The organism is Vibrio sp. V04_P4A5T148 (assembly GCF_963875605.1).
GTDB classification, from domain to species: Bacteria; Pseudomonadota; Gammaproteobacteria; order Enterobacterales; family Vibrionaceae; genus Vibrio; species Vibrio anguillarum.
Map to the genome: position 1 here is coordinate 13967 of NZ_CAWNMS010000042.1, position 22193 is coordinate 36159.

A 22193-nucleotide genomic window follows, 5' to 3' on the forward strand; every position below is an offset into this window, starting at 1 on the left:
CAGCCTCTAATTTTGTGGATCCATCAAACCACGAAATGCTTGGGCATAAGTTTCAACTGTTCAATACGGCCCGACATGGCTGTTTCCACCTCGGCTAACCACTCATAACGTTTAGTATATAGACGGCGTTTATTGCGATTTAGCGTCTCAACACCTTTGCGGTTTGGCGTGGTTGGCAAACGGTACAAATATTTGCTCATTTTCTCTGCTTCGTACTCTGTCCACAGTTCATCGTAATCAAAGCTTACTGATTTGCGCTTTGAGCCAATATAACGCAACGCTTGATACATATGGCCGCGGTTAGAAATCGCATACAGGTTTTCAACCCCTAAGATACGCGCTAGCGTCATGATCATTTCAACCATCAGTGCTTTAGTTCTTAAACCGTGAGTCGTGCGCGTCAAATCTTTAATGATTTGATTACGATCGGTCACACCACTGCTTGGACCTTGTAGTGAACCAATGTAAATACTGCGCCCTTGATCAGAAACATTGAAACTGATCGAGTAAATTTTCTGCCCTTTTTCATCCGTCAGTTGCAGCCCCAACGAGCCTTCTCTTATCTCTCCACTGCACAGGCTTAATGAATAACTCGCCCCATTTTTGTCGTAAAAATCAAAAATAGAGAAGCCTGATTCTGAGAAAAACTTCGCAGCATTAAAGCCAAACTGTTCAACTAAGTAGATAAAATGTTGATTAATGTGCCATGTACGCTCTTTGGCAGACCAATTGACACAGAGATAAGGTTTTAATGGTTTTTCCAAAAACTGTGGGCATTGCTTCAATACCTCCGCTAACTCGGAGCACGAAAACAGCCTCAGCATACTTTTTAGAGCATAGGCATTGGTCACGCCCCATAAACAAAAACGGATATTCTTCCTGATTTTAGACCAGCCTTTGGTATTGGGGTAAATCGTTTCGGAGAGTTCAGACAGGCTAAACAGGTAGTCGAGTTTATTTTCAATTATCATAGTATGGACCAGAATTTCAGCAGCTAGGACAGCCTCAAACATTGGGGAGTCGCTCATTGAAAATAATGTACAGTGTTTCATTGAGGGGTGCTGTCCTGAGTTTGTATGAAAATGTCAGCCTTCGTCATTAGCTATTTACTTAGCGCGCTAACTAAATTATATTACTTAGCACGCTAAGTAATATGTGACTCGTTATGATTGAAAACACGCACACCCTGAAAGAATTATCACTCGCTGAGCAGTTTGCTCGTCTCTCACGCTTATGGAAAATGGTGGCGGACCGAGAACTCTCACCCTTGGGCCTTACCCATCCTCGTTGGACCGCATTGTGGAAATTACAGCGTCTCGGTGACAACGTCAGTCAAAAAACCTTAGCCGAAGCGTTAGAAATAGAACTGGCTTCTTTGATGCGAACTTTAAAGCAGCTCGAAGAACAATCGCTGATCGAACGTCACTGCTGTCACAACGATAAGCGCGCTCGAATCGTCAGTTTGACGAGTAACGGGCGTGCTCTTATCAAGCAGATGGAAACCCGTATTTTGCAAGTTCGCCAAAACTTACTGGGTAATATTGACGATCAACAATTGCACCAACTGACTCTTACGCTCGAACAAATCTCACACAACGCTCTAGATACGCTCAGCAAACCGATAGCAACACCTTCAAAGGAACAATAATTACTTATGACACCTGATCAAAAATTTGCACTTTGGATCAAATATTCCATCGTTGCTTTTGTGGCGCTCTTTGCCTATTTTTTGGTGGCCGATTTGGCTATGCCTTTAACACCGCAAGCCATGGCAACGCGGACTGTGACCAAAATATCTCCCCGAGTTAATGGTCAAATCAGTGATGTTTTTGTCACTAATAATCAAACCGTACACAAAGGTGAAGTACTTTTCACCATCGACCCACAACCCTATCAACTGGCGGTAGAGCAGGCCCAACTCAATTATGAACGTGCGGTACAAGGTAATGCTCAATTGGATGCATCGATTGCAGCCGCAGAAGCTAATGTCACGGCAAGCCGTATCGTTGCCGCTCAAAAGTTGCGCGAAGCTAACCGATTAAACACTCTGTTTGCACGCAATGGGACTTCTCAGCAACTTAAAGACGATGCACAAAGTGGCGCTACCGCCGCGAAAGCCAATTTGGTTGCAGCGCAAGCTCACCTGCAAGAATTGCACGTCAGTCGAGGTGATAGTGACGAGAGTAATGTCAGCATTCGCGCCGCTTTGAACCAATTGGCGCAGGCCAAGCTAAACCTTGCCTACACACAAACGCTAGCAGAGCAAGATGGTGTCATTACCAACTTACAGCTTGAAACGGGCACCTACGCCGCTGCTGGTATGCCGTTAGTTGCGTTGGTAGCGACGGATGTAGACGTGATTGCTGATTTTAGAGAAAAAAGCTTACGTCATTTCCCAGACAATAGCCGCGCCCTAGTTGCTTTTGATAGCAAACCCGGCGAAGTCTTTACCGCGCGTATTCGTAGCCTGGATGCTGGGGTAAGCACTGGTCAGTTTGATGCGAATGGGCGTTTAGCCACTCCAACAGAATCTAATCGCTGGGTGCGTGATGCACAACGCATGCGTGTGCACCTTTCGCTCGATGAAACGATGTCAACATTGCCTTCCGGTGCTCGTGCGACGGTACAGTTGCTACCAGAAAGTGGCCCGTTTGCTTGGCTGGCAAAAATGCAAATTCAGTTTCTGAGCACTCTGCACTACGTCTATTAAGCGGAGTAAAAAATGCGACTTTGGGATCATCCATTATCTGAAAATGACTTTCGCCAATGCGTCAGAATAGCAACAGGTGCGACGCTTGGTTTTACCTTTTGTAAACTACTGGGTTGGAACTACGGGGTATTTTTTACCGTAACACCGATGCTGTTACTGGGCATGGTGCCCGTCATGAATGCGCACGCCGCAAAGCAACTGCTTGCTTCCGCCGTCGTTTGTGGCTTAGAAGTAGCCATTCTCGGGGGGCTGTTTGGCGCTCATCCGGCACTGATGACGATGATGGCTTTTGTACTGTTTCTCTACAAATTTGCTTGTATGTCGAAAGGCAGCTTATTCTTATTTGGAGCGAACAGCGTATTGAGCTTGAGCATCATGCTGCACTTTGCAAGCTACCCCACAACTGATCTTAACGATCTGATTACCAGCAACTTTATCGCGAATTTGCTTTCGGTAATGGTCGCTTATCTGGTGACATTCTGTATTCCCGACGCACAGAAAAGGCAACCTCCCGCTCATGCAAGCGTGGCCAAAGAGTCACATCGTATGCGCCATGAAGCGCTCATGGGCGCAACCATTGCCACACTCTCTTTCGTTGTGTTTCAAATATTCGATCTGCAAGATTCAATGTCCGCGCAAGCCACAACCTTGTTGCTACTTTTCCCGATGCATTGGAACGGAGCGCTAGGCTACGCACGCAAACGCGCGATGGGTACTCTGCTTGGTGTCACTTTCGGTATTGCGGTCCAACTGCTGCTCTACGATTGGTCAGGTCAGCTTTTATTTGTTATTCCGCTGCTGTGGATAGGTGCGATGCTCTTTAGCTACTGGCATGTAAAAGAATCCAGCGGTTCAGGGGTCGGCTTTGGCTCATTGACTACCTTGGGGATATTGTTTGGTCAATATTTGACGCCGGGCAATGATTTAATTTTCAGTGCCCTGTACCGAGTCGGCAGTATTTTGTTTGCTATTATCGCCACATTACTTACAACCTATGTGATCCATCGATTGCTGAATCAATTCAAAGCCACCCAATTTGGCCAGTAATTAAAAACCCTGCACATAGGTGCAGGGTCAACATTACAGCAAACCTTTATTCAAAGGATAAGCGTGCCGAATTTAATACACCTGTTAAACCTTGATAGTGATCCGCCACGACTAAACGCCACTGGCCTTGCACGTTCATTTGTTGCATTCCGCTGAGTGTAAAGCGAACACGATAAGCCGTGTTGCGATCATACTGGTTATACGATTTTAAGTTCCAATAGCCACCATCAGGTGCATACAACTTGACTGAAACATCACCCACAAATGGGTGTTCAATATTAAGTTGAATAGTGGCCGTTTCCGCATTTCCTTGATAAGTCACATTAATCGGAAGTGCTAACTCTCCTTGTGCATGATCGGGAATGGCAAAAGGCCCTTGTAAATCATAGATGGCTTGTTGGGGCGAAGTCGGTTCAGTGGGTGACGTTCCTCCGTCATTACTCCCATCTGGACGTGCATAAATCGCCGCAATGTGTGGTGCGCTCAGGCCAATCGCTCGCACCGAGTTCGCGTAGTCAGTGACACCACATGCTTGACCTTTACACACTTTGCTTGGGTTAGAGAATGTGTAAGAACGGCTATGAATACCAAATAAGAAACCATAGGCCATGGTCGTCGCAAATTGGCCTTGAACCCCATAACCATACGCATCTTGCTCTGTACCATTTGAAAGATGGGGTTCGCCATTGTACTGTTCATGAGCATGGTTCAAGCCCAAATTATGGCCTAATTCGTGAATAAACGTATCATCGCCACACTCATTCAAATAGCTATGACTGTACATTCTAGATTGCGCATAACGCGCACTATTGTTCCAATACGCGGCAGGGATTATCCATGCTAGACCACAGCTCAGCATGTAAGTACCATTGCCTTTATCTTCATAATCAGGAGAATTTTTAATATCCAGATTACGAAACAGCGCCACCATATCCGCGCCAACCTGCTTACGATATTGCTCAATATCGGCAAACGCCGGATCTTGTTTATTGCCGGGAGTAATCGCATCAAGCGCCTGCTCTTGCGATTTTCTTAGCCCTCTTTGCGTATCGTATTTTACTTCTTTCGTGCCAATTAAGTTGACTTTGATGTCCAGACCACTTTGACGCAGAATTTCATTTCCCACGTTAAATCGGTGCTGGATTTGAGCCACGTGATCTTGCTGAAACCACTCAGCGGTGCCGGGTGTATAAACACCTAGAATATCAATTTCAGTGGTTGCACTACTCGGTAACGCATGTGTTGCTAACACCACGGCTAATGCCAATGACGCTATTTTCATAGAAAACTCCTACATTATTTATTTTATTAACACACAAAGCCGTGCGTTTGAGGTATCAATGGCTGGTCGAGGTTTCGTCATAGCCATGATTCGGTGGTACTCGGTAAACCCATGCTTCACTGCCGTTGCCTTCAAGCTTCACTTGACCACTGGGATGACCAATAAAACCAAGTATTGCCGTTTTGCCGAAAGTGAATGTGGCTGGGTAAACTTCCCCGTCGAGTTCAAACTGCCCAGACCAAGTCCGGACGCCTTCATTCTGAATTTCTGATGAAGTGACTTGGATATTGACTGGCTGGTTATCAGGCATAGTGACCGTGACAGCATCGCCCGTTGCCAGAACTCGGAATTGTTCAATATTTTCGATTTCGATCGCTTTGATTTCCGTCACTGCATCACTTTTCGGCCTAATGGCTTGCAACGCTGGGCTTGGGTTGATGTCGTGCCATACTTCATCAACGGTTTGCGCCGCAAGCATGCGCTCTTCAGTGATAGGCTCTGAATTCAGAGCAGAACGAGCATCTCCAGCGCTCGATGCATCTTCTCGTGGTGGCTTCATCAGCTGGCGCTCATCAGCAACTGTTGCGGCTTTAAAATCAGTATCCTCGTTATTATTCGGTGCTTTTGGGGCAGGCACTAATGTTAATGAACTATGGCTAATGTAATATTTACCAACAATGAGACCGAATATTACTAATAACAAAATGGTCATTATCTTAACTTTCAAACCTTATATCTCCGACAATTAGATGTGGCATATATATAGATACATAAGATGTATGAATACAATTAAATAACGTGATCTTAAGTCAATAAAGTTAAGGTTAAATATAATCAAACTTTATAGATTTGAATGATGATCTAATTTTCAAAAAATGAATGCAATGCGCTAAATAAAATATCAAGCCAAAATAAAAACAATAATCCGTAATTAATAAATTAGTTATTATTTTTTGATGGCAATAAACAGAGAAAATTAAAGAAGATGGTACTCTTGATAACGACGAGTCTTATGAAAAAGGCACTTAAAAGCGCAAAAATACAGTTTAGGCTGTCTATGACTAAACAACTTGAAGTTGCAGGTCGATATGGCAAGTGAGCACCACATAGCAATAGCTAAAAATGTAGCCAATATCGCTACAGCTTTCAATGGGAAGGAAAAAGCCTTCATTCTCGAAGCTCTTTAATCTATGGCTGAGCACTTTGCTGGAACTGTAAACCAACTAATTTGGTATTTTATCAAAACGTAATTCACTATTTATCCTCATGACCAAAAAATAAGATATTTATCTACTCGGACATAAATCTGATTATTTCTTGACACTTATTCCATTATTTTAATATTTGCACTTTTTATAAACCATGGGAAAGAGAAAACAGATGATGGATGACATTGTAAAGAAAGATATAGCTAACGACCCAAAGGTAGCCCGTTTATTTTAGTAACCTTCTTCGTTTTTTAATTCATTATCTGCTCCTTTGAAAAGACACTACTATGAAATACAGGTCAATCCGAATGCTATTAGTGTCCATATAAATGATAATATTGTATATAACTACACAACTTGAAGTTGCAGGTAGGTTGGAAAGTAAGTTGCCCCCATGAGCATAGATAAACGATTTGATGAAGTGAGCGAACGTAACCAACACCGCTGCAGCTTCAAGTAGGAAGGGGATATCAGACGATCAATCGGCATGATTCATCATAGATAGAAGGTCACAACATTCCCCGCGCTAAGAAAAGTACTATATAAATCTTGTTCAATTTTTTCGAACTTAATCATCAAACGGAGTGAGTTATCTCAGGTTACGAATCACTCTACACTGGCTCCAACAGCTAGGAAGCCGCTGAGCACCTACTACCTTTTAATGAATCTGAGGACACTTTAATGAAAGCACTATTGAAACAACTAACCACATCAACTTCTGGATTTTCTGCGCTTGCGCTTCGTTTCCCAATTGGCATCATTTTTATGGCGCACGGTGCGCAGAAACTCTTTGGCTGGTTTGGAGGATATGGATTAGAAGGCACAGGTCAATGGATGGCTTCAATTGGCTTAAACCCAGGTGTGCTGATGGCATTTTTAGCGGGTAGTGGTGAATTCTTTGGGGGCCTATTCATTTTACTTGGCTTACTAACTCGCCCTGCCGCCTTGCTTCTTTCTATTACGATGATCGTCGCAATCGCTTCTGTACACTTAGGTAACGGCTTATTCATGGCTAATAACGGTTATGAGTTTGGCCTTGCGCTGCTTGCAGCCAGTGTATCGTTGGTTTTCTCTGGTGCTGGCAAATTGGCACTTGATAACTGGTTAAATAAAAAGCTCGCATAATCTATGCCTAAGGCCAGCATACCGTTTCATTGAAGGAGGCCAAGCCTCCTTCAAACGTTAAGATTTTCAGTCGATAACATTCAACTTAGTATCACTTTCCTTCCTTTCTCTACTTGTGTTGCATGCCCTTCTTTTTATGCTACATAAAAGTGCCGTTGAGACCCTATTCATATAAAGCAACCTTAATGGGTAAATATGCAACCAAACGAGCTTAAAATTGAATGAAAACTAGCGAATTACCATTAGATGAGAATAGTGACATTTGTTAACACAAAAGACTCATGTGTTGCCAAATGATAAAAAATAAAAATTTAAACCCAAAAATAGGTTATTAAAACGTAAAAGACGGGCAGTTTTAAGTGATAAAGATCACAGCAATTAACCGTTAACATTATTTTACTTTTTGATTTGCACTCAGCCCTGCTAACCTGCGGCACGCTTTGAAATGATGTCGAAGTGCATAAAATAAAGGAGTGTTCACAATGAATACCAAAAAACCGATGTCGCTTACCGGCCGTGTTATTTTAGGTATGGTAGCGGGTATTTTGACTGGCTTTGCCATTCGAGCCCTATTTGCTGAAAACGGATTTGTTGACGCGTATATCGTTAACGGCTTATTCGATGTTGGCGGAAAAATCTTTATCGCCAGCTTAAAAATGTTAGTTGTACCCCTCGTGTTTGTTTCTCTCGTTTGTGGTACGAGCTCACTGAAAGATCTCACCACACTTGGCCGCATGGGCGGTAAAACCCTAGCCTTTTACATCGCAACCACTGCGATTGCCATCACACTGGCACTGACAATGGGCACTGTGTTTCAACCGGGGTCCGGAGCCGATTTAACCGCAGCAAGCTCATTCCAATCTGCGCAAGCCCCTTCTTTGGGCCAAGTGTTTATTGATATGTTCCCGACCAACCCAATCAGCGCGATGGCAGAAGGTAAAACACTGCAGGTCATCGTCTTTGCAGTACTATTTGGCATAGCCATCAGTGCCGCGGGTAAACCGGGCGAGCGTATTGCGGGCGTTTTTAATGACTTGAACGAAGTTATTATGAAACTAGTCGCCTTGTTGATGAACCTTGCTCCATACGGCGTATTTTTCCTGATGGCGAAATTGTTCACAAGCCTTGGTTTAGGTGCCATTTTGAACCTCGCAGAATACTTCGTAGTACTGACGGTTACCCTGCTGCTACACGGTTTTGTCACCTATAGTTTGATGTTGAAAGGCTTTACTGGTTTAAGTCCAATCACCTTCTTCCGTAAAATGGAAGATGCCATTATGTTCGCTTTCTCTACAGCCTCTTCCAATGCGACTATACCCGTCACCATGGAAACGGCTAAAAACCGCTTAGGGGTTGATAACAAGATAGCTTCTTTCACCATTCCGCTAGGTGCGACCGTTAACATGGATGGCACAGCGATCATGCAAGGCGTTGCGACAGCATTTATTGCCCAAGCGTTCAATATCGACCTAACCATGGGTGACTACGTGATGGTCATCCTCACGGCAACACTAGCCTCTGTTGGTACAGCAGGCGTTCCGGGTGTTGGTCTTGTCATGCTAGCGATGGTGCTAAACCAAGTCGGCTTGCCACTAGAAGGTATTGCTTTGATTATGGGTGTTGACCGCTTATTAGATATGATCCGCACCGCAGTCAATATTACTGGTGATAGCTGTGTGACTCTTATTGTGGCGAAAACAGAAGGCGCGTTAGATGAAGCTCGCTTTAATGATCCACAAGCTGGCGTGAAAGAAGAAGAAGTCCATTTAGCAAAAGCTCAAGCCTAACTTTCTTCACTTCCACTCATCAAAATCAAACCCTGTCGCTATTGCTACAGGGTTTTTCTTTATTCGCTTTACAGGTCAAGAATAAGATTAAAAATCAAGCAGATCAGAGCTATCTCACACCGAACTATCTTCAATAGATCTAGAATTTTATCAGCCTAACTTTCTAGGAGTGAATACAATGATACCTCGACGCACATGGCTTCTTTTGTTCTGCACTTTACTCTTTCCTTCAGTCGCTCTCGCTTCCTCTAACGATATCGATTCGTTAGATCTAACACACTCAACGATTGGTTATGCCTCTTTAGTCATTTTTACTCTGGCATACACTTTGGTCATGATGGAGGAGTACCTTAAGCTACGAAAGTCTAAACCTGTGTTACTTGCAGCTGGTTTAATTTGGGCCATGATTGGTTATGTTTATCAGCAGTATGAATTAACCGAGATTGCCAAAAACGCGCTAGAGCATAACTTGCTGGAATACGCCGAATTATTGCTGTTTCTGTTAGTCGCGATGACCTACATCAGTGCAATGGAAGAGCGGCGATTATTTGATGCATTACAAGCGTGGATGGTGGGAAAAGGTTTTGATTTTCGTGCTCTTTTTTGGATCACGGGGCTGCTTGCATTTTTCATCTCGCCAATTGCCGATAACCTAACCACCGCACTGTTGATGTGCGCTGTCGTACTAAAAGTGGCAGGAAACAACCCCCGTTTTATCAACATTGCTTGTATTAATATCGTCGTAGCGGCTAACGCCGGAGGCGCTTTTAGCCCTTTTGGAGACATCACCACCTTAATGGTTTGGCAAGCGGGCCATGTGCCATTTTCACAGTTCCTTTCTCTGTTTCTCCCTTCTGTGATCAACTACCTTGTTCCTGCATTGCTGATGTCATTTTTTCTGCCCAAGGAAAAGCCAACCACCCTGCATGAACATGTCGAGCTTAAACGCGGAGCCCGCCGTATTGTCGTACTTTTCATGTTAACCATTGCTACCGCCGTAGCATTCCATGCTGTGGTGCGCTTTCCACCCGTGATAGGCATGATGATGGGGCTCGCTTACTTACAATTTTTTGGCTACTTCCTCAGGAAAACCTTACCTACTTCGCTGGCCAAAAAAACCGTAATTGCGATTGCAAATAATGACGAGGCCGCCCTAAAACGTATTGGCTCTGTGGTGCCATTCGATGTCTTTAAGCGAGTTTCACACGCCGAATGGGATACGCTACTGTTTTTCTACGGGGTGGTCATGTGCGTAGGAGGGCTAAGCTTACTGGGTTATTTAGGCTTGATCTCGGAAGTGATGTATAGCCAATGGAACCCCATATGGGCAAACGTGATGATTGGGTTTCTTTCGGCGATTGTCGATAACATTCCCGTCATGTTTGCAGTACTGACGATGGAACCCGATATGTCCACCGGAAACTGGTTGCTCGTCACATTAACAGCGGGCGTCGGCGGCAGTTTACTCTCGATTGGCTCAGCCGCAGGAGTGGCTCTGATGGGCGCTGCACACGGCAAATACACCTTTGTAGGCCATCTAAAATGGACACCGATTATTGCAACAGGCTACGCCGCAAGTATTGGTGTCCACTTACTACTCAATCACGCTTTGTTTTAACGAATTTGCTTCGCAATATAATGACACAGCGCCTCTGCCAGCTGGTGCGAGGCCAAGTTACGTGCCACCACTTCTGAAGCCAGCTTTCCGCTGTTTATCACGCCAATCCAATCGTCAATCATGGCGCTAAAACCTTTACTGGTCAGCATTGGCGTCCAATCTTTTAAACTAAGGGCTTGCTCTTGCCCTTGATGCCAACGTTTTCCTTGTGTAAACGAATCAAACTCAAAACCTTCATTCACAAAGCTCGCGCTGACTCGCTCAGCGGTTATGCCGAACTGGCGATTCATTGAGGCATGCAGCAAACTTTCGCCGTGTTGCCATTGAACATCCAAGCGGGATAACTGACCTTGATGCTGCTGGTAAGTAATATAAGCATCATCCAATGTGGCTTTAGCATTCACATTTACGCTGTCTAGCGGATGGATAAAATCATCAAAGATAAAGGTGCACACATCACCGGGCAGATCATAGCGGTGCTTTTCCCAACGAAGCGAACGTAAGTCGTTTCTATTACCAGTTTGCACTGCATTTAGGTATTGGTTATAGAGCGGAATATGACGGCGATTAAACCCCACATACAAAGGTTGACGATGCTTTTCTGCAAGCTCATACAACATTTCACAGGCGCTTGCGCTGTCGGCTAGCGGCTTATCAACAAAGGTTGGAATTCCGTGTTCAAGGAAAAATTGGGCGATTTGAGGGTGAGCCGAGGTCGCCGCATGGATCATAACCGCATCAACGTTATAGCCAAGTAGCTCTCGATAATCCGTGCAATTCTCTGAAATGCGGTAACGCTGCGCTAGTTGCGTAACAAGAGCTGGATTACGAGTACAAAATACCAATTCTAAATCTGGGCGCTGTGTGATGACCGGAAGATACGCCTTTTGCGCGATATCACCTAGACCAATAATGCCAATTTTCATCATCAAATCTCTTTTCGTTAGATGAAGGTTAGGCTAACACAAGAAGATAAAAAAGGGAGGTGTAGAACTCAGTGAAAAGGCAATCCTTGCCTGTCTGGGATGAGGCTAAAATGGGCTCTCTTTGTTCAGTTCATTGCAAATTTCGACAATCGCCAATGAGAGCCCGGATTTGATGATTTGTTGCTGACGCTGAAGTTGAAGCTGGTAAAAATCCAGTTCAATGTCGCCATCCGGTTCCAATACTTCCAACTGCACCATGCCCATTTTGGCCACCAAATGAAGCTTTTTTATCGGCACCAAAATTTTCGGGTCGGTGAACTCGTATTCAGCACCATCACTGTTGAGTTGATTACGCAGTTTGATGATATCTTCAATATCGTGGTAAACATCATCAGGTAATACCCCAAGACCAAACAGCAGTTTTAGCCTGACAGACAAGTTGCCGAGTGGTCCAGAATCTTGCAATAGAGGGCCAACTACTGATTGGACAGCGAAGTTATCTTTGCGAAAAATGCGTTGCATTAATGCATCAATCGCCTCATTGAACACTTCAACCGTCGTAATAAAGAATCCGCGCACCGAATGGGCACTATTCAGTCGTTCAATTATATCGCTTTCGTTAATTCTATCTGCCATACGCTGTACTAATTGTTGTTATAAAGGGAGGGCATTAGCGCCCTCCAAAGTATTTATGTGATTAAAGCTGTTTGTAGATCGCTTCAATTTGCTTAACCTGCTCGCTCTGCTCATCTAACCCTGTGTAATGGGCCAGTGTTTTACATACGCCATATTGGTTCAATGATGTTTGAAGCTCGACCGCTTGAGGATCGCTGTCGTTGGTATACTTAAGGGCCGCCGCAATCCCTTTCAATAGCATTTTGTTTTCAACACCGTACTCGATTGTACCGAGTAATGGCTTGATTAATCTATCATTGGGGCCTAATTTTCGTATTGGCTGACGACCAACGCGATCCACTTCATCCACCAAATATGGGTTGGCAAAGCGGCTCAATATTTTTTCGATATAAGCGGCGTGCAATTCAGGGTCAAAACCGTAACGACGAATGAGTACTTCACCGCTTTCGTGCATGGCTTGCTTCACTTGCTGACGAATTGCAGGATCTTCAATTGCTTCACGAATCGTCTTATGACCACTCAAACAACCCAAATAGGCGGTAATGCAGTGCCCAGTATTTAAGGTGAAGAGTTTACGCTCAACAAAAGCCATCAGATTCTTGGTTTTTTCCATCCCTTCAATGTTGGGGATCTCACCTTTAAATTGCTGTTCATCAACAATCCATTCGCTGAAACTTTCAACCGTCACAGCCAACGGGTCATCGTTCGCGGCTTCGACAGGTGGCACAATGCGATCCACCGCGGAATCGACAAAACCAATTAACTCATCGGTTTTAGCATGCAGCGATGGGTCTAGATATTTATACACTTCGCCTTTCAGGTGTGTTGTACCGCGCACCATGTTTTCACAAGCGATCACATTGAGTGGCTGTTCATTGCCCGCTTCAAATCTTTTGGTGATGCCTTTGGCGATCGTTTTCGCAATGATATCAAGCACTGCAGGGCCGACAGCTGTAGTAACTAAATCCGTTTTTACAATGCGATCAATCACATCATTACTGGCTGAATTCACCGCAGTGACATGAGTGACAGTATCAATTTTGCACTCAGAACCCACTACCTTTACTTTGTATTCTTGACGATGACTCAATTGATCGACCAAAGGTTCATTTACATCGGCAAAAGTCACTTCAATGTCTGCATCGGCCAATAATTTACCAATAAAACCACGACCAATGTTACCCGCGCCAAAATGTACTGCATTTTTCATAATCTTACCTACCAAAAACTTATCTAAAAGAGAAAAGAGCGCTTAATACTTCAATTGAGGTGAGGTCAGCAGTATAGGGGAACAGCCGACCTCGTTTTGCCTCAGGAGCAAAAGCGTTACGCTGCTTGGTTACCCGATAGGATGGCCAAGATATCGCTCACGTCTCTGGTTGAGGTGAGCTTCTCGATAGCATCAGGCTCATCGAGTGCGTTGGTAATGGTGGTAATAACTTGAATATGTTCATCATTTTTGGCGGCAATACCGATAACCAGTTTCGCGACGCCATCTTGGTCGTCCGTAAACTGCACACCAGCAGGATATTGGCAAATCACAATACCCGTTTTAATCACACGGTCTTTGGCGGCGACGGTGCCATGAGGAACGGCAATCGATTCTCCAAGATAAGTGGATACCATTTTCTCACGTTCAAACATGGCATCAACATACTCAGGCTCCGCATAGCCAAGCTCAACTAACTTATTGCCAGCGAAACGAATGGCTTCTTCTTTATTAGCGGCATTCAAACCTAAGTGAATGTTTTCTTTTTGGATTTGAAAAACGGACGGTTTTTGAATTTCAAAGCTGTCGTCATTCGCAGCGAGGATGGATACTTTAACCACATCGCTATCATTCGCCGCCTTAGGGCGTTGAGCTGCCAAAAGCTTAGTCACAAGCTGGTTGTACATTTCACTGTCTAAAAAGTTGCTCAGTGAAATATGCTGTGCACTGGGTGCATGTGTGCGTGCGCGGCCAGTCAGGTCTTTATGAGTAATCACGATTTCTGCGTTCTCCGGCAAACTATTGATGGCAAGGTTAGTGACGTGAATCGCTAAGCCCGCATCTTTGATTTTTTTACGCAGCATGCTTGCGCCCATTGCGCTTGAACCCATACCCGCATCGCAAGCAACAATAATGCTTTTCACGTTGGCTAAATCAATATTGCTTTTTTGAGAAGCCGTCGTCACATTGCCCTTTGCGCTCGATTTCATCTCTTTCATTTGTGATGTGGCTTTTTCTAACGCCGCTTCATCACCTTCTTCCTCGGTGCTGCTCTGTGCTTTCATCAATAATGATGCAACGGTAAAGGACACACCTGCCGCACCAAATATTGAGCATAATACGCCAACAATCGATCCTTTCTGTGTCATCAGTAACACTGCAAAGATAGAGCCAGGAGACGCTGGAGAAACAATACCTGCATTGAAGAGAGTCAAAATGAACACCCCTGTCATACCACCAGCAATCGCTGCAAGAATCAGACGTGGATTCATCAGTATGTATGGGAAATAAATCTCATGGATGCCGCCGAAGAAGTGAATGATGGAAGCGCCACCAGCTGTTTGACGTGCTGTACCTTTACCAAACACCATGTAAGCCAACAAAATACCGAGACCAGGGCCAGGGTTTGCTTCAATTAAGAAGAAGATTGACTGCCCCATTTCACTGGCTTGTTGAATACCTAACGGTGAGAAAATACCGTGGTTAATCGCGTTGTTAAGGAACAAGATCTTCGCGGGTTCAACAAAAATAGAGGTGAGTGGTAAAAGGTGTGCTGAAACTAGGAAGTTTACGCCTGCCGCTAAACCACCAGAGAGCACTTTGACAAATGGCCCAATAAGGTAAAACGCCAAGATTGCGCCAAGCATACCAATAATGCCTGCCGAGAAGTTGTTTACCAACATCTCAAAACCGCTTTTTACTTTACCTTCAACACGTTGGTCAAAGGTTTTGATCGCCCAACCACCCATAGGGCCAACCATCATGGCTCCCATGAACATGGGGATATCTGTTCCGACAATCACACCCATTGTGGTGATGGCACCGACAACAGCGCCACGTTCTCCACCAACCAATTTACCACCCGTGTAACCAATCAGCAGTGGTAATAAGTAAGTAATCATCGGCCCAACCATAGATGCTAACGTTTCATTCGGTAGCCAACCTGTTGGGATAAATAGTGCGGTTATAAAGCCCCACGCGATAAACGCGCCAATGTTTGGCATAACCATGTTAGATAAGAAGCGACCAAAATTTTGTATCTTGATCTTTGCATCTGGTGATATCATGTGGATTCCCCGTTCGATGTTCTGATGAATATTGTTGTTGTAACGGTTCTGCGAAAAACCGTTGATTGCTTAGTACACAATCAATTTACCACACAATTTCATTCTGGAACTGACGACGGGTTTTTCGTGATCAGCCCCTCATAAATCCTAGCTTACAAATCATTTCTTCGTGATCATGGTCATTAAATTGACATGTAAATTTACAACAAAAAACAAAAATACAACTTGTCAACAAGATTTAAACGATCAATGCCATACTTTTTGAGTTTTAACTTTTAATAAAAAAGAGATTAAAATCACACTTTCACTTTAATTATTAAAAATTAAAGAACCAAAAGTGATGAACATCACAATTACATCTTTATTTTACTAATCAAAATAAAGCCACCACTTCCATATTGTCTATTTTGTAACTTATATACACAAAACCATATTAATATGAGCTCATACATTAATATGGCTTTTTTTACTAACAACATCGGATCTTCCTCTAAAAGCAGGCCAAGGATACGCTCCAATTCACAAACCGAACAATAAGAGGTGGGACGAGTATAGCCTTACAACGCAAAATGTTTTGACCCTGAGCATTCCCTGTTAGAATCGGCTGTACTGTTAACCATAGACGCTGTGAACGAATTCATGAAAGAAAGAGTGGTTGTTTCCGTTTCATCCATCCATGGGACGAAGCACTTTCATCTCGGTAAATGGTTCCGACATTTTTTAAAAGGTTTTGGCTATGTGCTGGTTGCCAGCATTCTCGCCACTGGCGGCGTTATCTATTACCTTCTTGATGAAGTTGATTTTGCTAAACTCAAGCAACAAGAGTTAGAGAGCCAGTCGATGTCACTGACCGAAGAAGTCACCTCTTTAAAGGAGCTAAAAAACAGCTTAGAGAATGACCTGCTCGAACGAGAAGAGAAGATGCAGGTTGTTTCAGACAGGCTCGGCGATCTTGAAAAAGTATTGGGTATGGATGAAAGCGGAGCGGAATTAGAATCACGTTTAGACACCGCCGCTATCACTTCTTCAGTTAGAATGGTGATGCTGACCCAAATACCCAGCGGTGCACCTGTGCATAATGCGAGAATTTCGTCAGGATACGGTGAGCGTATTCATCCTGTCACTGGCAACGTCAAAATTCACCGCGGGCAAGATTTTGCGGTTAACATAGGCACGCCAATTTATGCACCAGCCGATGGCGTTGCCGAAGTCACTCGCGCCAGTGATAAAGGGTCAGGCAATTTTTTACGCTTACAGCACTCTTATGGATTTACCAGCTCCTATTCTCATTTGCAAAAATTTGCCGTGAAAGGGGGCGATTTTGTACAGAAGGGCGACTTAATTGCTTATTCTGGAAACAGTGGGTTATCTTCTGGCCCACATTTGCACTATGAAATTCGATTTGTCGGCCGTTCATTAGATCCAAGACCTTTTGTTGATTGGGGCGTGAATGATTTTGAAACGATATTTAGTAAGGTAAGAGGTATCCGATGGGAATCTTTAGTAAACAAAGTCGAGCTAAGAGTCAGCACTCAGCTACAACTCTCATCGCAAAAGGCTGTTCCATTAGTGGGGAACTCAGGTTAGAAAGCGACATTCAAATTGACGGGTCGGTAGAAGGTCAATTGCACGTTGATAAAACCATCGTCATTAGTGAAACAGGCACGGTTAATGGTGAACTGTACGCAGGCCACATCATCATTAATGGCGAGTTCCAAGGCACATGTCACGCGACTAAAATTGAAATTTTAAGCAAAGGGAGCGTCACAGGGTCTATTTATAGCGACGACTTGAGCATTGAACAAGGTGGGCGCTTTAATGGAGTAACCTACCCTGCCCCGGAGAAACAAGTAGTTGAATTAAAAGAAGCGAAAATCGCTGCTGAAGGTTAATTCAACTACCGATTTCGTTCGCACTTCCCCATTTGATAGAAAGTCCCATTTGCTACAAAGTGTAAAAAGGCCTGCTGATGTTAGCAGGCCTTTTGTTTATGAATGTCCTTTCTCTGCTGGGAGAGACTTAGAAACCTTCGATATTTTTTGCTTCTAATTCCGCAAAGTATTTTACGGTTTTCACTTTTAGTTCTTGAGTCGATGGTTCATCACATACAATCACTGATTTCGCGTGAAGTTGTAGTGCGGAGACTGTCCACAAATGGTTGACGCTTCCTTCCACGGCCGCTTGCAAAGCCAGCGCCTTATTGTGGCCTGTCACCAAAATCATGATCTCTTCTGAATCTAGCAGTGTGCCTACACCAATCGTTAGCGCGTATTTAGGAACTTGGTTGATATCACCATCAAAGAAGCGAGAGTTTGCAATGCGTGTATCTTCTGTCAGTGTCTTAATGCGAGTGCGTGACGAAAGTGAAGAAGCAGGCTCGTTAAACGCGATGTGCCCATCATTACCCACACCGCCCATAAATAGATTAATGCGGCCGTATGATTTAATTTTGTCTTCATAGCGCTTACATTCTGCATCAACATCTGGTGCGTTGCCATTCAGTAAGTTGATATTTTCTTCTTGAATATCAACATGATTGAAGAAATTGTTATACATAAATGAGCGGTATGACTCCGGATGATTTTCAGGAATACCAATGTATTCATCCATATTAAATGTCACGACATGCTTAAAGCTCACCTCGCCTGCTTTATGCATTTCAATCAGTGCATTATAAGTCGTCAATGGTGTACCACCAGTAGGTAAACCCAATACAAAAGGACGGTCTGCCGTTGGGTTGAATGCGTTGATACGTTTTACGATGTGTGCTGCTGCCCACTTGCCGACTTGTGCAGCCTGTTTTAACGGGATAAGTCTCATGATTGGCCCCTAGTTATTGGAATATTATGGTGTAATAGAACATTAATTCGCATTATAAAATAAGTGTTAGGTAACTGCCATTGTTTTAGGTCAAATTTTCGCTCTTTCTTCAAATCTCAACCAGAAATGCGCTTAAATTTGTAGCAATTTCTACAGGTAAGCTTAACTAATACGGCACATGCTATAACCAAATGAGATAAAAATTCATCTATAAAATTAAGTAAAGTTTGAGTCGCTATCACTCCACTATCTGGCGAAGCGTGCATTCATTACCCATACTTGGAGTAACAAGCAAGAAAGGAGCAAATGCCATGAAAAACGAACTTGAACCCGCGAAAATTCTCCATGCTTATGAAACAGTAATGGCGCATGGTACACCGACTGAATTCGGGAAAATCTATGAAGGTATCGAAGCTTTTTCAGACTATGACGGCTATAACATTTACATGCGAGGAAATGGTGTGGAGCTAAAAGTTGGCTTCCACAATACCTACCATCTCGATTATGACCAAGAGCATCTACGCGACAGCTTTTTGAAAAAAGTAGCCATTTTGGCTAAGTAGCGGTGTTGACTCAGCTCATGGATTGGCTAAGCGTGACCACATGAGCAGAGTGGCGATAATGCAAAGCCCGAGTGAGTCATCAATACTAGGGCTTTGAGCGAAAGCATTTTTCTCATCTTGATTGAGTCACACTCTTTTGCACAGAGATCTCTTATATGAAAGGCGATGCAAGCGAATTTGTCAGCCTTATTGAGACAATAAGGCTGAAGAGATAAATGAGAAAGCTGACCAAATTACGGCTTAAGATCCTGCATTAGAGATACAGATTAATCTTCTTCCGTTAAGCTAACTTCTTCATCATTATAGTCGTCACCACTTTCAGGTTTATTGCGACCGTTCAACGTATGGAAACGCTTACGACCGCGAGCAAGTTGAGTGTATTTTAACCAGACACGCTCTAACTTAGATTTCGCTTTACCTGGGTTTTCAATCGCCTTAACAAAATGAGCTTCTTCGGCATTCTCTGGCGTGAGTTCACCAGATTCAAGACCAAGCATGGTACCACCATAAATGGCGAGAAGTTCTTCTTCTGCAAGAGTAAAATCACCAGACTTAGCAAAGCCTCGTGGAAACTTTGTATTGTCGTAAAAACGTTTTTTTCCGTGACGGAATTCAGTCTCAGACATATCAACCTCATGTGAATGGCGCTACTACCATGTAGCGATAGATCACGCGAAAATTAGGCGTAAATCTCCGAAAAGAAAAACAAAAATTTTTTATCGTCATAATTGCACTTCCTTGTTAATCTGACGGGGTAATTTCAGAGGATTTAATATGGATGTAAAAGTTTTTCGCACTTTTCTCGAACTCGCCAAAGTACGTCATTTTGGGCGAGCAGCTGAAAACCTTTATTTGACCCAAGCCGCCGTCAGTGCACGCATCAAGCAATTAGAAAATTATTTTGATGCTCAACTGTTTACGCGTGATCGCAACAACATAAAGCTCACATCGGCAGGAGAACGACTCGTTGGCTATGCCGAAGTGATGGTGGCTACTTTGCAACAAGCCAAGTTTGAGCTCTCTTTGGAAAATGGCCGAGCTTTGCAGCTGACATTAGGGGGAACGCCCAACGTTTGGGATGCTCATCTACAAAACTGTTTAAGCGTTGTGACTGATGCTTTTAGCGGTTATGGCTTTATGGCGGAAGTCATGGGGCGCGAGCAGCTCAACCGCAGCCTACTGGAGCGTACCTTAGATATGGCGTTTGCCTTTGACCCAATTAAAGCCGAAGAGCTAAACTGCAAAAAAGTCGCAGATTTAGTACTGGTGTTGGTTTCGACGCGTCCTGACACACTGGAAACCGCCTTTGATAATAAATACGTGTACGTCGATTGGGGAAGCCGTTTCGCCTCCGAGCATGCTGAGCGACATCCGAAGACGCCAACCCCCTATTTGCGCACCTCGACCGCTCGTATCGCACTTGATTTCATTTTAGAAAAAGGGGGAAGCGCTTACCTTCCTACCTCACTTGTTGAACCTTTTATCCACTCTGGCCAATTGTATCGAATTGACAATGTGGAAGATTGGCAGCGTCCCATCTTCCTCAGCTACCGAAAAAACAGCTCATCGATAGAAGCCATTATGCAAGTGGAAAAGTTAGTCAAAAACATCAACCCTAGTAGTGCTTACTCATTACAACAAGCGGGCGAGGTCATTCTCGACTGACCCAACAAATTCATAACGCTGTAGCGGGTATTGAATACAGCGTTATGAATATCCTTTTTCAAGAGAAGCCGCAGGAAAAGCCATCCAGTTCCGAAAATGGCTAGTATCGACAGAATTCATGCATACACTTAGCTTATAAAAACTGCATAAGGCTCGTTATACCAAATGACACCATGGATGGAACTCGATAAAGAACAATGCCAACAAGCTCGCACTAGCCGTGATCCGCGATTTGATGGACGATTTTTCGTTGCCGTCAAAACAACCAACATCTTTTGTCGCCCAATATGTCCGGCAACCCTGCCAAAAGAAAAGAATGTTGAATACTTCGCCAACTCCGCGCTGGCTCTACAAGCGGGTTATCGGCCATGCCTGCGTTGCCGCCCAGACAGTGCACCTCATTCTTGGGCATGGAAAGGAGTTGAAACCACCTTCTTGCGTGCAATCAAGCTTATTGAGCAAGGTGAATTACAATCGAGCAATCTGGCTCAATTTGCCGAACGTTTGGGGATCAGTGACCGCTATCTACGACAACTGTTTCAAACTCATTTAGGAGTGTCACCGAAACAATATGCTCAGTACCATCAGTTGATGTTTGCTAAGCAGTTGTTGCATTCCAGTGCTCTGTCCATTACCGATATAGGATTCGCTTGTGGGTTCAACAGTACCCGCCGCTTTAACGATGCGTTTATCAAAACGTTGCAACTGACCCCCAGCCAAGTGCGGCAATCTAAAACAGCATTGATGACAGAAAACCTATTAACACTCTCTTTTCGCGGCCCTTTCGATTGGCAACATATGCTAGATTTCTATCGATTACGTGCAGTAAACGCCATTGAACAGGTCAGTAACAATCATTATCAACGCACCTTCAACATACAAAATACGACCGGCTGGTTTCGTGCCAGCTTAACCTCTGAGACCCATTTAGAGGTTGAATTCGAGTTGCAAGACATCACCAAACTGCGTTACTTGGTGGCAAAACTACGCCGCCTATTTGACCTCGAAGCCGACATCAGCCACATCGAGGCCTATTTGGAAGACTGCGCTCCGGGTTTAGTCACTCGTTCAGGAATCCGCATTCCCGGCGTTTGGAATTGTTGGGAGGCGGGAGTCAGAGCTATTTTAGGTCAACAAGTTTCGATAAAAGCAGCCATTGGCCAGCTCAACCGATTAGTCGATGCGGTGAACCCAGCTCAAAACACGAGCAGTTACTTTCCAAGCCCGGAACAAATCGCACAGCTTGACTTGCACTTTTTAAAGATGCCACACAGCCGAAAAGAGACCTTAACACGCTTTGCTCAATTCATGTGCCAACACCCTGAAGCCGATGTGGATGCTTGGCTTTCACTAAAAGGTATTGGGCCGTGGACCGTAAACTACGCTAGGTTAAGAGGTCAGTCCGATTCAGATTGCTTTCTAGACACTGATTTGGTGGTTAAGAAGGCCTTAAGCCATTTTCCTGAGCTGAACGCAGACAAGGTTTCACCTTGGGGAAGTTACGCCACCTTTCACTGCTGGAATTACTAA

At 44.1% G+C, this 22193-nt stretch carries 20 protein-coding genes; 11 read left to right on the forward strand and 9 right to left on the reverse strand.

Features of this window, described 5'->3' with window-relative positions; all coding sequences use genetic code 11:
• Positions 1–23 precede the first annotated feature (23 nt).
• A complete protein-coding gene (locus AACT18_RS08980) occupies positions 24–1052 on the reverse strand; it encodes a VirK/YbjX family protein (RefSeq protein ID WP_017046842.1) in 1029 nt (342 codons plus the stop codon).
• Between the two features lie 113 nt (positions 1053–1165).
• Between AACT18_RS08980 and slyA the strand changes: the two genes are divergently transcribed.
• From slyA to AACT18_RS08995, 3 genes are read left to right on the forward strand one after another with little or no spacing between them, the layout of a single operon-like run.
• Positions 1166–1648 carry a transcriptional regulator SlyA gene (gene slyA / locus AACT18_RS08985; protein ID WP_019283056.1) on the forward strand — a complete coding sequence of 161 codons (483 nt, stop codon included), beginning with the start codon at positions 1166–1168 and terminating at the stop codon, positions 1646–1648.
• A gap of 6 nt (positions 1649–1654) precedes the next feature.
• Entirely contained in the window at positions 1655–2710 is a 1056-nt protein-coding gene (locus AACT18_RS08990) for an HlyD family secretion protein (RefSeq protein WP_094125820.1), read from the forward strand.
• A gap of 12 nt (positions 2711–2722) precedes the next feature.
• The gene (locus AACT18_RS08995) at positions 2723–3757 is read left to right on the forward strand and encodes a DUF2955 domain-containing protein (protein WP_094125819.1); all 1035 of its coding nucleotides are present in this window, start codon (positions 2723–2725) and stop codon (positions 3755–3757) included.
• Positions 3758–3803: 46 nt separating this feature from the next.
• Here the strand turns inward: AACT18_RS08995 and AACT18_RS09000 are convergent, their stop codons facing one another.
• The gene (locus AACT18_RS09000; RefSeq protein WP_094125818.1) at positions 3804–5039 is read right to left on the reverse strand and encodes a zinc-dependent metalloprotease family protein; all 1236 of its coding nucleotides are present in this window, start codon (positions 5037–5039) and stop codon (positions 3804–3806) included.
• A 55-nt stretch (positions 5040–5094) separates the two neighbouring features.
• Positions 5095–5751, reverse strand: a complete 657-nt coding sequence (locus tag AACT18_RS09005) for a hypothetical protein (RefSeq protein WP_019280795.1) — start codon at positions 5749–5751, stop codon at positions 5095–5097.
• 1177 nt (positions 5752–6928) lie between these two features.
• On the opposite strand from AACT18_RS09005, the gene AACT18_RS09010 reads away from it, so the two are divergent.
• The 3 genes from AACT18_RS09010 to nhaD all read left to right on the forward strand — a co-directional run bounded on the left by AACT18_RS09010 (position 6929) and on the right by nhaD (position 10777).
• Entirely contained in the window at positions 6929–7372 is a 444-nt protein-coding gene (locus AACT18_RS09010; RefSeq protein WP_013868258.1) for a DoxX family protein, read from the forward strand.
• Between the two features lie 482 nt (positions 7373–7854).
• Complete coding sequence (locus AACT18_RS09015) at positions 7855–9159, forward strand: dicarboxylate/amino acid:cation symporter (protein WP_094125499.1); 1305 nt, start codon at positions 7855–7857, stop codon at positions 9157–9159.
• A gap of 169 nt (positions 9160–9328) precedes the next feature.
• Entirely contained in the window at positions 9329–10777 is a 1449-nt protein-coding gene (nhaD, locus tag AACT18_RS09020) for a sodium:proton antiporter NhaD (protein WP_088733080.1), read from the forward strand.
• On the opposite strand, the gene AACT18_RS09025 is transcribed toward nhaD, so the two are convergent.
• From AACT18_RS09025 to AACT18_RS09040, 4 genes are all read right to left on the reverse strand, one after another.
• The gene (locus AACT18_RS09025) at positions 10774–11703 is read right to left on the reverse strand and encodes a Gfo/Idh/MocA family protein (RefSeq protein WP_176428327.1); all 930 of its coding nucleotides are present in this window, start codon (positions 11701–11703) and stop codon (positions 10774–10776) included. The two genes, nhaD and AACT18_RS09025, sit on opposite strands and share 4 nt — an antisense overlap.
• Before the next feature lie 105 nt (positions 11704–11808).
• Complete coding sequence (locus tag AACT18_RS09030) at positions 11809–12339, reverse strand: MltR family transcriptional regulator (protein ID WP_010319258.1); 531 nt, start codon at positions 12337–12339, stop codon at positions 11809–11811.
• A 61-nt stretch (positions 12340–12400) separates the two neighbouring features.
• Positions 12401–13549 (reverse strand): mannitol-1-phosphate 5-dehydrogenase, encoded by a 1149-nt coding sequence (locus AACT18_RS09035; RefSeq protein ID WP_094125497.1) that lies wholly within the window; start codon positions 13547–13549, stop codon positions 12401–12403.
• A 116-nt stretch (positions 13550–13665) separates the two neighbouring features.
• A complete protein-coding gene (locus AACT18_RS09040) occupies positions 13666–15615 on the reverse strand; it encodes a PTS mannitol transporter subunit IICBA (RefSeq protein WP_019283047.1) in 1950 nt (649 codons plus the stop codon).
• Positions 15616–16254: 639 nt separating this feature from the next.
• Between AACT18_RS09040 and AACT18_RS09045 the strand changes: the two genes are divergently transcribed.
• On the forward strand, positions 16255–17202 hold the full coding sequence (locus AACT18_RS09045; RefSeq protein ID WP_017044959.1) for a M23 family metallopeptidase: 948 nt from the start codon (positions 16255–16257) through the stop codon (positions 17200–17202).
• Between the two features lie 8 nt (positions 17203–17210).
• The gene (locus tag AACT18_RS09050; protein ID WP_305951630.1) at positions 17211–17507 is read left to right on the forward strand and encodes a bactofilin family protein; all 297 of its coding nucleotides are present in this window, start codon (positions 17211–17213) and stop codon (positions 17505–17507) included.
• A 127-nt stretch (positions 17508–17634) separates the two neighbouring features.
• Here the strand turns inward: AACT18_RS09050 and nagB are convergent, their stop codons facing one another.
• Positions 17635–18435: a glucosamine-6-phosphate deaminase gene (nagB, locus tag AACT18_RS09055; protein ID WP_013868251.1), complete on the reverse strand. Its 801-nt coding sequence runs from the start codon at positions 18433–18435 to the stop codon at positions 17635–17637.
• Positions 18436–18746: 311 nt separating this feature from the next.
• Between nagB and AACT18_RS09060 the strand changes: the two genes are divergently transcribed.
• Positions 18747–18998 (forward strand): DUF3081 domain-containing protein, encoded by a 252-nt coding sequence (locus tag AACT18_RS09060; protein WP_017044957.1) that lies wholly within the window; start codon positions 18747–18749, stop codon positions 18996–18998.
• Positions 18999–19264: 266 nt separating this feature from the next.
• Here the strand turns inward: AACT18_RS09060 and AACT18_RS09065 are convergent, their stop codons facing one another.
• Positions 19265–19624 (reverse strand): DUF413 domain-containing protein, encoded by a 360-nt coding sequence (locus AACT18_RS09065; protein ID WP_013868249.1) that lies wholly within the window; start codon positions 19622–19624, stop codon positions 19265–19267.
• 148 nt (positions 19625–19772) lie between these two features.
• On the opposite strand from AACT18_RS09065, the gene AACT18_RS09070 reads away from it, so the two are divergent.
• Both AACT18_RS09070 and AACT18_RS09075 read left to right on the forward strand, forming a co-directional pair.
• Positions 19773–20663, forward strand: coding sequence for a LysR family transcriptional regulator (locus tag AACT18_RS09070; protein WP_013868248.1), 891 nt, complete (start codon positions 19773–19775; stop codon positions 20661–20663).
• Between the two features lie 165 nt (positions 20664–20828).
• On the forward strand, positions 20829–22193 hold the full coding sequence (locus AACT18_RS09075; RefSeq protein ID WP_441351402.1) for an AlkA N-terminal domain-containing protein: 1365 nt from the start codon (positions 20829–20831) through the stop codon (positions 22191–22193).